This window comes from Paenibacillus sp. FSL H8-0175 (genome assembly GCF_045040615.1).
GTDB lineage: Bacteria > Bacillota > Bacilli > Paenibacillales > Paenibacillaceae > Paenibacillus_AQ > Paenibacillus_AQ odorifer.
Map to the genome: position 1 here is coordinate 5,638,710 of NZ_CP150299.1, position 12,623 is coordinate 5,651,332.

Here is a 12,623-nt window from a genome sequence, read left to right on the forward strand (position 1 = left end):
TTCTCTCACCTTGCAAACTACTGAAGCAACGTAGGAATATCATTATCCGGCAATTCATAATTGCTTTTGTACGGATAGCCGGGATCATAAGGAACAACGTCCATATGCACCTCACCGACATGAACAAACCGGTGCTGCAGCAGCTTCCTAGCGCATTCCGAAATATCCTGTGCTTCCATCACCGTAATCCGCGGATTTACACTGATTTTCACTTGAAGATTCACATAATTCCCTTGCTCAAGTGCCTTCAAATGTTCTACGCGAATGACGCCATGAACACGTTGCACTGTTTCAATAAAATTAGCGGCTTCCTCCGAAGGAAGCTCCTGCGCATTTTTAGTGTTAATAGAGCTAGCAATGAGTGAATAGCCTTTACGAAGAATTAAAACTCCGGTTAAGAGTGCAGCAATAGGATCCATATAAGATAGAGGATGCCAATAGGTACCACCCATGGATAACGAAATTCCGACTAATACTGTGATAGATGTATATAAGCTGAAACGATGACTATTAACATATGCAGCATGACTGCCATCACCTATTTTTTTAAAGTAGCGATATTGATATTGAAAAACAGCTTCTTTAAACACAATAGATACTAAGACGGTTACAAACGCCAGCTGTCCGTGTGTAGATGATTTTCCATCTGTTAAGTCGCGGATTGCAGAGAATGCGATCTGCAGTCCCCCCATAAGAATAAATACCGAAAAAAGTATAGCCAGCAGCGGCTCCTTAGTGCCCCGCCGTTCTTCGATCCGTTGCTTACTCTTTCTCCCTTGCTCAGAGCGCCACGGAAGAATATCCGCCAGTTTAGCTGCTGCATCTGCTCCGGAATACAAAGCATCCCCCATTAATGCCTTGCTCCCTGAAATATAGCCAAAACTCCCCTTAGCTACTGCCAAAGTAACATCGCTAATGATCCCTGTCCAAGCAACCGTCTCGCTTTGCGGTGATCGTTCTTTATTCATACGAGGCCCTCCTTACCAATAGCAAGTAATCTCATGATGATTCAATACACATGACATGACCCTAAAGATTTCGAAAGCCGCGTCGCATTTGACGCGGCTTTCTTAAACGTATAAGAAAAGTAGAACTTCGATGCTAATTTCTTCTAACCTTTATTCGGGCTGCTCTTCACTTTAACCTTCTCACGCTTTTTAAGCACTAACCAGAGTGGACTTGCAATAAAGATGGAAGAGTAAGCTCCGAAGAGCAAACCGATTACCATCGCAAGCGAGAACATCTTAATCGACTCGCCTCCGAACAATAACAGGAAGAACGCCGCAATAAATACGGTAAATGCAGTATAGAGAGAACGCATGAGCGTTTGAGCCACACTTTTGTTCACAAGGTGTTTCAAGTCTTCATAAGTTTTCTGTTTACCAAAACGTAAATTCTCACGGATACGGTCAAAGATAACGATCGTATCATTGATGGAATAACCGATGATCGTAAGCACCGCTACAATGAACGTCAAATCCACTTCCAAGCGGAAGATAGAGAAGAGCGCGACTACGATAAAGGCATCATGGAGCAAGGCCACAATCGATGCCACGGCGAAACGCCATTCAAAACGAATACTTACATAAATAATAATCCCCAGACAAGAAATCAGAACTGCATAAATAGCATTACGTGCCAATTCTTTAGCCATTTCAGTGTCCACGGTGTTAATTTCAAATGATGCTTTGTCATCCAGCTTAAGGATTTCAGCTTTTAGGGCTTCATCTTGAGCCTCATCAAGAACTTCGTCATAACGAATATTCACACGCTGATCACCAAACGAAATCGTCGGTTCATGATCGACATCGATTGCACTAGTTGCAGTCTTAACCTGATCCAAGTTCAAATTCTTGGATAGGGAGATGTCCACATTAGATCCAGCTTTAAAGTCAACGCTGTAATTCAGGCCAAATGTCGCCAGGAAAATCAATCCTGCTACTGTCAATGCGATAGAGAAAATATAGAAATATTTACTCAAATGTACGAAATCAAGCTCTTTCTTAAAGCGCACGGATTTCACTCTCCTTAACACCGAAGCTCTTCGGTTTGTTCAGCTTACCCGCTTTGACAAGCTGGCTAAGCAACCAGTGGGAGAAATAAAGATTCGTGGCGATACTCAGCACGATTTCTACAATCAGCACCAATGCAAAGCCTTTGACCGCACCTGTACCGAAGGCAAACATAACTGCTGCTACAATAATAGTAGTCACATTGGAGTCCATTACTGTCCGGAAAGAGGATTTATTCCCTGCCTTAACGGAGGACAGTATACTTTTTCCACTGCGCATTTCTTCCCTTATCCGTTCGTTGGTAATGATATTGGCATCGACCGCCATACCTATACCCAGAATAAATGCGGCTATACCAGGCAGCGTCAAGGTGAAGTCCGCGAAGACGAAGACCGCAATTAGCGCCCATGTATGCAAGAGCAAGGCAAAACTAGCCAAAAGACCTGGCAAACGATACATTCCGATCATGAAAATAAGGATAATCACAGAAGCCAGCAGACCTGCTCGAATCGTTTGATCAAGCGATTGCTTACCCAGGGTAGCACCCACACTTTGGGAATATTTCTCCGTCAGCTTCAGTGGCAATGCACCTAGGTTAATCGTGTCTGCAAGTTCGCGCGCTTCCTTAATTGTATAGTTACCAGAAATAGAAGCACTGCCATCGGTAAGTACTGCTTGTACCGTAGGGTCAGATAGTTTGTTCTCATCCAAGTAAATTGCGAGATTCTTTCCCAAGAGACGTTTAGTAATCTCTGCAAATTTGTCCTTGTCCTTAATCTTGATGCTGATGATTGGCTGATTCAGGTTATCCCGTCCAACTTCTGCAGCACCTTCAACAAAATCACTACCTACCAGTTCGATTTTGCTGTAAGTTCCCTCAGCGTCACCTTCAGCAGCACTACGGAAAGTCAGAACTGCAGGTTCCTTCATTTTTTTACGAACCTCGGCTTCATCCGTTACGCCCGCAATTTTCAAACGGATACGGTCCGTACCTTCAGTAGTTACCTCTGGTTCACTTGTTCCGAGCGCATTCGCCCGTTTTTCTAAGCTTTCCGCTGTCTTCAGCAGAGAAGCTCGGGACAATGCTGCTCCCGCTTCCATAGGCTCAGCATGATACAAAATCTCAAATCCGCCTTTCAGGTCAAGACCAAGTCTAACCTTGTCCAGCAGTCCAGGAGTAGTAAATGCCATAACGCCTGTCAAAACGAGCACGGTAATAAAAAAGCCCATTAGTCTCTTCATGCTCTAGCTAGTTCCCCTTTCATTAACTCAATATTCCTATTATAGCTACACGCGAAATGACCGTCAATTCACAGCATTGATAGAGCTATACTCACACAAAGAAACGGCCGCCCCTGCCTAAATCAGCAAGACATCCGTTTTAATAGGAGATGTGGAGTTATTATTCTCTTACTTTACTGCTTTATCAGGCAGTTCGCAAAAAGAAATATGTGGTTTATTGTTCAGTTCAACCCCCGATAGGCCGCAATAGTCAAATAATTCATGTAACTATTGGCTTTCAAGGAATAAATGTCGTTTACCAGCTTATGTAGGGGAGGCAAGCCTTCCTTATCATAATTACGGCTGATGCAATCCCAAATATCCTTGCTGGTTACATACTCATAGCCGAGGAGCCGGAATTCTTCAGCTTTGCTGCGGCACATGGCTTCGATTTCTTCACTATGTTGATCATGATTCCACTGTTCCGATTCCACGTGTTGACACCTCCAAAGATCGCTCATGTTCGTATGCTCACCATAGATATTCGACTCTTGTTCTTCGCTTTCCTTCTTCCGTCACAAAAAGTTAATGCCACTAAAACAAGGCATGCCGAGATAGGGGTACAGCATATCCATAAGAATAGACAAGTTCGCCAGCGTTTTATTTCATTTTGGGAAGAAGGCGTGACCTTTGAAGAAACAGAGCTTTATACAAGGAACTTTAATCTTGCTAGCCGCCGGCATCATTAATAGGATGCTTGGATTTATTCCCCGGATTGCTTTACCCCGTATTATCGGAGCAGAAGGCGTGGGTCTGTATCAGCTCGCGTATCCTTTTTTTCTTGTGCTGGTTACTGTCATTACAGGCGGGATTCCACTGGCGATAGCCAAGATGGTGGCGGAAACAGAAGGAGAGAATCGGCCTGAAAAATCACGGCTGATTTTACGTACTGGACTTGCTCTTAGTATTGGACTTGCAATCTTCTTTACATTGGTTGCTTTGGTAAGTGCCTCATGGGTCTCCAATGTTATCTTAACAGACCATCGGGTTTATTATACGTTTATTGCCATGATCCCAATGATTGGGATTGTCGCCGTATCTGCAATTTACCGCGGTTATTTCCAAGGCAAGCAGAACATGATACCATCGGCGCTCTCCTCCATCTTCGAATCTTTAGTTCGAATATTCTTTATGCTCTGGTTCTCCTGGTTGTTGCTTCCTAAGGGTATTGCTATGGCGGCGGCTGGAGCGATGTTAGGTGTGACGGTAGGAGAAATTGGCGGAATGTTAGCGATTCTGTGGCAATATTATGTCATTACTAAAAAAGATAAAAAGCAGACAAATCCGACTCCAGAGCAACCCGCTCTCGAGCCGGAGGTTATCCCATCTGATACACAAGGTGTGAAAGCCAACTCCCCCATATTACGGCGGTTACTAGGCATATCCATTCCCGTTACGGCAAGTCGGCTTGTAGGCTCTTTTTCTTATCTGCTGGAATCTATTATTACTGTGCGCAGTCTCGCCTTGGCAGGTATAGCCGCTGCTGCCGCTACAGCTCAGTACGGGTCTTTACAAGGGATGGTTGTTCCTTTATTGCTGCTGCCCGGGGCATTAACCTCTTCACTTGCTGTGTCTCTGGTTCCTTCCATATCAGAAGCTGCGGCAAGAAAGGACTTGCCCACCATTCACAAGCGTATGCATCAAGCGTTGCGGCTTGCGCTGGTAACAGGGGCTCCTTTTGCTGTTCTTATGTATATCCTGGCGGTTCCGCTATGCAATTTGTTATATGGTAACGCGGATACAGCTCCTATGCTGAAGCTCATGGCTCCATTCGCCTTGTTCATTTATGTTCAAGCTCCCTTACAAGCTGCGCTGCAAGCTATGGATCGACCGGGCAGGGCACTCATCAATACCTTAATTGGAGCAGTAGTCAAAATCATTCTGATCGTAATACTGGCATCGCAACCTGAATATGGAATTTACGGCGCCATCATAGCCATTATTGTGAACAGCATTCTGGTTACGATGCTTCACGGATACAGTGTGGTCAGTCTTATTTCATTATCTTTAAGAGTAACCGAAACCATAAAAACCTTATGTGCAATGGTCATTATGGGAGCGGGCGTGCATTATGTATACACTTCCATTCCCATTGCAGATGTACAATGGATTCAATTTATATTTGCCTCTGCGATAGGAATGGTCCTGTATTTCGGAATCAGTCTGTTAGCTGGCCTTATCTCAATTCGTGATTTGGACCGTCTGCCGTTTATCAAACGCAGGCTCTAAAAAGCTATCTGTTGTCCAAACGGTCGACATAAATTCTGCCCTTATGATCTATGGAGCATAGAAATACATTTTTGAAATCAGATACTCCTTTTTGACGAATTTGAGTTCTTAACCAAAATCTGGTTTTTCCAATCATCTCTAAATTCTGATCCTGCACCTTGCCATCCATAATCAGAGGGATTGGAAGTCCTTCATATCTGATCTTATTCTTCGGCAGCTCTATCTTACGGTTCTTATTTCCTTTATTATCGTCACTCTTTTTATGCTCAGCAGCTGCACTGCTATTGCCTGATGGGTTAGAGGATGAACTCCCCTTCTCTTTCTCGAATACCGTTAGCTGTCCACTAGGCTCCAGGATTGCAAATTCCACGTCAGCAGGACTGGCGATGTTCTGTCCACGCAATTGCTGCAGCAGATCATCGATATTATATCTCTGCCTACGCATTTCACCCCGGTGCAGCTTGCCGCCAGAAATGAGTATGCTCGGTTTGCCGTCCATTAAAAGTCTGAGCTTTCTGCTCTTAAGACTGAGCTGAGCCACAATTACCTGTATCAACACCAATGTTGCCATCGGAACGACTCCTTCATAGATCGGCCGATTAATATCCTCAAGCACAAAAACAGCAATCTCGGCAATCATGATGGAGATCGTTAAATCAAATACAGACAGCTTACCTATTTCCCTCTTCCCCATGATGCGCATACACAGGAATATGAAGAAATACATCAGCACGGTCAAGAAAATATGGGTAGAGATATGCTGGAACATATAGCTTCGCTCCCCTCCATTCTCACCCGCAGACTTGTTTTCCCGGGTGGATTAATGTAACCCTATTCTGACCGCTCTGTGCAGGGAACATTCGGAAGCCGGCATATTAATTAATGGTAAAAAGGCTGCAATGCCCTTTCTTGTACTATTGGGGCAAGCCATCCCATACAATGAATAATAACTATGTTGATTCTTTTTCCTCAAAAAAACTTTAGGAGGTTGTACCATGTATTTAATCCGGCGCATGTTCTCGTGGAGAATAGCCAATCCTGTGTTATCTGGCCTATGTCGATCATTCCTTTGGATGCTGATGGGTGCGTTTGTCCTCTCACTTTTGTTATGGGGCAGCAGTCTGAAGGAGCAGGATCTCTCAATGTACACATACATTGTACACGGCATAGCTGCAGCATTCGGAGGACTAACCGCCGGTCGCAGAGCCACGAGCAAAGGCTGGTATCAAGGAAGTCTTACAGGCGCATTTTATGGAATTATCGTTCTGTTGATCGGTTTTTTGGCACTGGACAGCGCACCCTCTGGTGTGGATCTGCTATGGGTTCTGGCAGCTGCTGCAATTGGCGCTCTCGGCGGAATGTTTGGCGTTAATTTACAAAAAAGCTAAAATTATAATTCCATTAAATTCGAAACATTCCTTGAAAATATGTTAAACTGTGATCATCTGACTTCATTAAGAGATCAAGGAGGCTTCGATTGCTTTGTTTTACCAATCAATGAACCATATTGTTTTGTACACAGTTGCATTAGTAGTGATATTAGTATGGATTGGCGCTAAACGTAATCCACTCATGGCATTGGTTGAAATTGGGAAAGAGATGCTGCGATCCTATAAGTTTTTGTTGCTGATTGCAGGAATGTTTGGCGTATTAGCCATAAATAAATATGAACTGCAAATTGAACAAAAAATGCATCTTACCTCTGATTATACGCCGTTTATATTTGGTCTAGAGGGTCATTTTGTCCAAGCCGTTCAGGATATATTCTACAGTCCATGGTTAACACCGATCATCGTCTTTTTCTACATTTTCATGCTTCAGTCTGTTCTAGCAGCATCATTAGGGGTCTATCTGTTAGATAAAAACCGGGTGATGTTATATGCCACCTGCTATGCTATTATTATCAACTATGCCTTGGCGATTCCATTCTATCTTTACTTCCCGGTAAACGAGGTTTGGTCCTATCTGCCAGCGGGCGTCAAATTTACTATGCTGGATGTATTTCCGAAATTCGAACAGGAATATAGACCGCTATCCGGTCTCAATAACTGCTTCCCGAGTCTACATACGTCCATATCTGTTACAATGGCACTTCTGGCCTTCCGTTCAGGGAACCGCCGCTGGATGGCCATCACTAGTATTTCCGCAGTTGTAATCGTCTTTGGAATTTTCTATCTGGGCATTCATTGGCTTACAGATATGATTGGTGGAACCTTGCTAGCTGTACTAGCCTCTACAGTTGGCGTTCAACTCGCCAAATTAACTTTGCGGGGACGTGAAGAGTCGCTTACCGTTCCGAGCCGCGTAACAAATGTACGTTAAAGTTAAACTGCTAAATCTTAATAACCTTAAAGATCAAAAAAGCGGTGTCCTCTCCAATGAGAAGACACCGCTTTTTATGTACTTAAATAACAATTCTATACTTTCTCTTCGACATCCGTCGCCACAGCGTGGCTGATGGAACCGCGATCAAAAGTCAGCTTAGTTACATCGTTGACCCGCAGAACCACGATATCATCGGAAATCTCCATGATCGTACCGTGAAGTCCTCCAATAGTAACGATTTTATCGCCCTTTTTCAGAGCTTTCAACATTGCGTTACGAGTTTTGGTCTTCTTTTGTTGCGGACGAATCAGCAAGAAGTAGAATACTACAAACATAAGGACAAAGGGACCTACCAGGCCTAGTATACTACCTCCACCACCTGCGCCAGCTGCATATTGAAACGATTGAATCATATTTCTCCCCCCTTTCAAAGTACATTAAAGCATGACTCTTAAATCAAACCCTAAAAGCCTTTAAGATTATCATATAATCCGTATTTGGCAAAAAACTCATCGCGAAAATCAAGCAGCCGATCTTCTTTGATGGCTTCACGCACTTTACGCATTAAATCCAACAAGAAGTGCAAATTGTGGTATGTCGTCAATCGAAGTCCGAAGGTTTCATCGGCTTTGATTAGATGGCGCAAATAAGCGCGGGAATAATTCCGGCATGTATAGCAATTACACTCCGGATCAAGCGGCCCAAAATCACGGGCATACTTAGCGTTGCGTACAACGAGTCTTCCCTGACTGGTCATCGTTGTTCCATTACGGGCAATACGAGTAGGCAAGACACAATCGAACATGTCTACTCCTCGGATTGATCCTTCCAGCAGCGCATCCGGTGAACCCACGCCCATCAAATAGCGAGGTTTGCCTTGTGGCAGCAGGGGAACTGTATAATCCAGCACTTCATACATTAGCTGCTTGGACTCTCCGACGCTGAGCCCCCCAATAGCATACCCCGGGAAATCCATGGAAGTCAAATCAGCCGCGCTCTGACGGCGCAGATCTTCATACATGCCCCCTTGCACGATAGCAAAAAGACCCTGATCGTTAGGACGAGCATGACTTTTCAGGCAACGTTCTGCCCAGCGCGTGGTGCGCTCTAGGGATTTTTTCACATAATCATATTCAGCCGGGAATGGAGGACATTCATCAAATGCCATCATTATATCTGAACCCAGAGAGTTCTGAACCTCCATCGCTACTTCCGGAGACAGGAATTTCTTATCCCCATTTAAATGGGAACGGAAATGAACTCCTTCTTCCGTAATCTTGCGCATGTCGCTTAACGAGAATACTTGAAACCCGCCGCTGTCTGTCAGAATCGGACGATCCCAGTTCATGAACTTGTGCAGTCCACCAGCTTCACGAACAATATCATGGCCTGGTCTTAGAAATAGATGGTAAGTATTGCTCAAAATAATATGGGCATCCATCTCTTTCAGCTCTTCAGGACTCATGGTCTTAACTGTAGCTTGTGTGCCGACTGGCATAAATGCTGGTGTCTCAATCACACCATGTGGAGTGTGGACTCTTCCAAGTCTGGCTCCGGATTGTTTGCACGTTTTGATGTGCTCATAAGTAATTGCTGCCATAAGTTAACCCATCCTCTTACCTTAATAAATAAACATTGCATCTCCAAAGCTAAAGAATCGGTACTTCTGCTCTATCGCTTCTTCATAAGCAGCTAGAATATGTTCCCGACCTGCCAAAGCGCTAACCAACATAACCAAAGTAGACTTTGGCAGGTGGAAATTAGTAATTAGCGCATTTACTACACTGAACTTATACCCTGGATAGATAAAAATATCCGTCCAGCCGCTGCATTCCACAAGCGGACCACCTTCACATTGTCTTCCGACCGTTTCAAGTGTCCGACAAGACGTTGTGCCAACTGCAATAATACGGCCGCCTCGTGCCTTAGTAGCATTTATGGTATCTGCCGTTTCTTGAGACATTACGAAATACTCAGAATGCATAACATGCTCTTCAACCTTCTCTACAGACATCGGACGAAAAGTACCGAGACCTACATGAAGGGTGATATAAGCGATATTTACACCCTTAGCCTCAATCTGTTTCAGCAATTCTTGGGTAAAATGAAGCCCTGCGGTAGGCGCAGCGGCCGATCCCTCATGCCGAGCATACACAGTCTGATATCGTTCACGATCATCCAGTGTTTCCTTAATATAAGGTGGCAACGGCATCGTTCCCAGCCTGTCCAGAATCTCCTGAAAAATACCCTGATATATGAAACGAAGCGTACGGCCGCCCATATCAGCTTCGTCCTCGATAACGGCACGAAGCTCATCACTAAAGATAATCACCGCGCCTGTCTTGAGCTTTTTCCCTGGCTTTACAAGTGCTTCCCAGCGATCATCCCCAAGATTCTTTAGGAGAAGCACTTCCGCCTTAGCACCAGTATCTTCTTTCACTCCAAACAATCTCGCTGGAATGACTCTCGTATCATTTAGAACAAGCGTGTCTCCGGGATTAAAATAATCAATAATATCGGTAAAATGCCGGTGAGCCAGCTCTCCATCCTCCTTATTCACTAGAAGCAGTCTAGAAGCACTGCGATCAGCGAGAGGTGTCTGGGCAATCAATTCTTCCGGCAAATGAAAATCATAAGCATCTACATTCATGGTCTGTCTTCATTCCTTAACTATAGTAACGTTCTTATAATAGTGTTGCAATATTTGCTTGTAATCATACCCGCTGTCCGCCATGCCTTTCACGCCCCACTGCGACATGCCTAGACCATGGCCGTTGCCTTGTCCAATGAACAGAAAGCCCGAGCTGTTAGTGATCACTCTGGCCGCAGAATCTCCGCCCATCACTACAGTTCCACTGCCATTCACATTAACCTTCCCCGATGCGGAAAGCACGCCAGCACTCTGCGAGCTGCTAATTGTGGCGGTAGAGCCGTCAGCGCCTAATACAGTATAACTTCCGGGTGCCACAATATCAAACAATGTACTAGGTAATCCATTAAACGCGGAGCGGAACATATCAGGATATTTCACATTCAGAGCCTGACCATTAGCTTTCACCTGAATCGCTCTTCCAGAAGGACCGCGCTGGGTGACCTGCAGGTTAGAGATGCTGGAAGGGAGCGTGCTTGTTGTTTTACCCTGCAGGCTTTTTAGAAGTTCAGCAGAGGTATACGGCCCTTTGATCCAGCTATAGCTGCCAGACTCATATACTTTATCCAGAGCCACAGCGTTCTCACCCGGATTCAGCTTTCCGACTGCACTAACACTGCTCTCAATAACTGGCAGAGGACGTATATTCACATCTTTGGTTGTAGCGGTAACTATATCGAGTCCGGCAGCGGTTTTGCTGCCCGTCAATTTAATATTATCTTCACGTGCATAACCAGAGGTACCATTCGCAAGCAGAACATAATACCACTTCTTAGCAGCAGCAGCCGAAACATCTTCAACGCTTGGAACACTAGCAAATACATCGCCACCATTCGCCCAAACCTCTGAAGGGTCAGCTGTCATACCTCCACTATTGGAAGAAAATACAGCCTCAACAACTTTACCACCGCTCATCAGCACTTCACCAGCAGTAGTATCTACAGCTTTGATAATGGAGGGAGCTTCAGACCCGATTCCGTTATATACCTGACTAAGAGTGGTATCTACTACATTCGCTACATCAAAACGGTTGCCTTGGGACAGCGCATAGCTGCGGGCGGCGACAGCCTGAGCTTTTAGCGCTTCATCTGGCCAACTGGAGGAAACCTCTCCTCCAACTACGGCATACAAATATTGCTCCAGCGGCACTACATTAATTACAGCCAGAGATCCGCTCAAATTGCTCAGTTCCAAATTTCCGCGATATGTACGCTTGGATCTTTCCACTAACTGAATCCCAGCCTCGCTGCCTGCAGCAAGAAATTTAGCATTGCTTCCAGAAACCAGATAATGATCGGCTTGAGTTTCACTGCTAAAATCCAGTCCGGCATCCTTACGCAGTATTAATCCAGGCGAGGTCGCCACCGAAACCGTAAATTGTGGTGCCGCCGTAGACACAGCGGCCTGAACAGCTGTTAAATCACTATCGTTGGCAGCTTCGCCTACCCATACCTCTACTTGTGCACTGCCATCGTTTCCTGCCAGAAACACCTTCCAAGCATCCAAACCAGCTGCAGTGAGGCTATTAAGCGCCACATCTGCTTCCTGCTCCGAAGAATAGCGGCCAGCTGATAAATGTTTATTACCTTTCACTGCTGGGGTTTGGTCAGCAGGAATGCTCAACCCTGCTTTGACTACACGGGTAAGCCCATCCTTGGCAACTGCTTCACTAGCATAGACGCCCGTGTACAACTGATACACAGTCGCTCCATTTCTGGAGATTGCAAAAATCTGCGGTTTATCGGAGGTGGATTGGAGCTTTTTAGCTGCATCCGCTGCTGTCTGCCAGCTTGAAACCTCCATCACCTTAACTCTATATCCGTCCAGACTTACACGAATTTGCTTCTGTGCTGGGACAGACACCAAAGGAGCACTTCCTGCTTGATCCGACAGCAAAGTAAAGCTTTGCGTTGATAGCAGTGTTACTGCTGGCACAGTGGATTTATATTTACTTCCAATATCAGCATAAAGAGCAACTCGTATCGTGCTATTAGAATCGGCATGACTGGCACCCGCAGGGATCAGGAAACTTCCTACAGCAAGCGCAGCCGCAAGCAATCCTTTGCTTAGCGGGGCGACCCCTCTCCATTTCCTCTTCGTATGCTTCATCCAGCATCCTCCTTTAT

General features: G+C 45.1%; 12 protein-coding genes. 3 read left to right on the forward strand and 9 right to left on the reverse strand.

Annotated features, from left to right (window positions below; translation table 11 throughout):
* Positions 1-17: 17 nt before the first annotated feature.
* From MHH46_RS25025 to MHH46_RS25040, 4 genes are all read right to left on the reverse strand, one after another.
* On the reverse strand, positions 18-968 hold the full coding sequence (locus MHH46_RS25025) for a cation diffusion facilitator family transporter (protein WP_036677651.1): 951 nt from the start codon (positions 966-968) through the stop codon (positions 18-20).
* Positions 969-1,111: 143 nt separating this feature from the next.
* Entirely contained in the window at positions 1,112-2,014 is a 903-nt protein-coding gene (secF, locus tag MHH46_RS25030) for a protein translocase subunit SecF (RefSeq protein WP_052097271.1), read from the reverse strand.
* On the reverse strand, positions 2,004-3,254 hold the full coding sequence (gene secD / locus MHH46_RS25035) for a protein translocase subunit SecD (protein WP_036677653.1): 1,251 nt from the start codon (positions 3,252-3,254) through the stop codon (positions 2,004-2,006). Before secD ends, secF begins: the two co-directional genes overlap by 11 nt.
* 221 nt (positions 3,255-3,475) lie before the next feature.
* Positions 3,476-3,727 (reverse strand): post-transcriptional regulator, encoded by a 252-nt coding sequence (locus tag MHH46_RS25040; RefSeq protein WP_036677655.1) that lies wholly within the window; start codon positions 3,725-3,727, stop codon positions 3,476-3,478.
* Positions 3,728-3,923: 196 nt separating this feature from the next.
* On the opposite strand from MHH46_RS25040, the gene spoVB reads away from it, so the two are divergent.
* Positions 3,924-5,522 carry a stage V sporulation protein B gene (spoVB, locus tag MHH46_RS25045; protein WP_076193212.1) on the forward strand — a complete coding sequence of 533 codons (1,599 nt, stop codon included), beginning with the start codon at positions 3,924-3,926 and terminating at the stop codon, positions 5,520-5,522.
* 4 nt (positions 5,523-5,526) lie between these two features.
* On the opposite strand, the gene MHH46_RS25050 is transcribed toward spoVB, so the two are convergent.
* The gene (locus tag MHH46_RS25050) at positions 5,527-6,291 is read right to left on the reverse strand and encodes a DUF421 domain-containing protein (RefSeq protein ID WP_076130399.1); all 765 of its coding nucleotides are present in this window, start codon (positions 6,289-6,291) and stop codon (positions 5,527-5,529) included.
* A gap of 226 nt (positions 6,292-6,517) precedes the next feature.
* Here MHH46_RS25050 and MHH46_RS25055 point away from each other — a divergent pair, with 226 nt between their 5' ends.
* Both MHH46_RS25055 and MHH46_RS25060 read left to right on the forward strand, forming a co-directional pair.
* On the forward strand, positions 6,518-6,910 hold the full coding sequence (locus tag MHH46_RS25055; protein ID WP_036677660.1) for a TIGR04086 family membrane protein: 393 nt from the start codon (positions 6,518-6,520) through the stop codon (positions 6,908-6,910).
* A gap of 94 nt (positions 6,911-7,004) precedes the next feature.
* Entirely contained in the window at positions 7,005-7,844 is an 840-nt protein-coding gene (locus MHH46_RS25060) for a phosphatase PAP2 family protein (protein WP_248549480.1), read from the forward strand.
* A 95-nt stretch (positions 7,845-7,939) separates the two neighbouring features.
* Here the strand turns inward: MHH46_RS25060 and yajC are convergent, their stop codons facing one another.
* The 4 genes from yajC to MHH46_RS25080 are packed head-to-tail and all read right to left on the reverse strand — an operon-like array spanning position 7,940 to position 12,606.
* Positions 7,940-8,260 carry a preprotein translocase subunit YajC gene (gene yajC / locus MHH46_RS25065; RefSeq protein ID WP_038572999.1) on the reverse strand — a complete coding sequence of 107 codons (321 nt, stop codon included), beginning with the start codon at positions 8,258-8,260 and terminating at the stop codon, positions 7,940-7,942.
* A gap of 50 nt (positions 8,261-8,310) precedes the next feature.
* The gene (gene tgt, locus MHH46_RS25070) at positions 8,311-9,447 is read right to left on the reverse strand and encodes a tRNA guanosine(34) transglycosylase Tgt (RefSeq protein ID WP_036677666.1); all 1,137 of its coding nucleotides are present in this window, start codon (positions 9,445-9,447) and stop codon (positions 8,311-8,313) included.
* A 21-nt stretch (positions 9,448-9,468) separates the two neighbouring features.
* Positions 9,469-10,497, reverse strand: coding sequence for a tRNA preQ1(34) S-adenosylmethionine ribosyltransferase-isomerase QueA (gene queA, locus MHH46_RS25075; RefSeq protein ID WP_076130401.1), 1,029 nt, complete (start codon positions 10,495-10,497; stop codon positions 9,469-9,471).
* 9 nt (positions 10,498-10,506) lie between these two features.
* Positions 10,507-12,606 carry a SpoIID/LytB domain-containing protein gene (locus MHH46_RS25080; RefSeq protein ID WP_076193209.1) on the reverse strand — a complete coding sequence of 700 codons (2,100 nt, stop codon included), beginning with the start codon at positions 12,604-12,606 and terminating at the stop codon, positions 10,507-10,509.
* Positions 12,607-12,623: the final 17 nt, after the last annotated feature.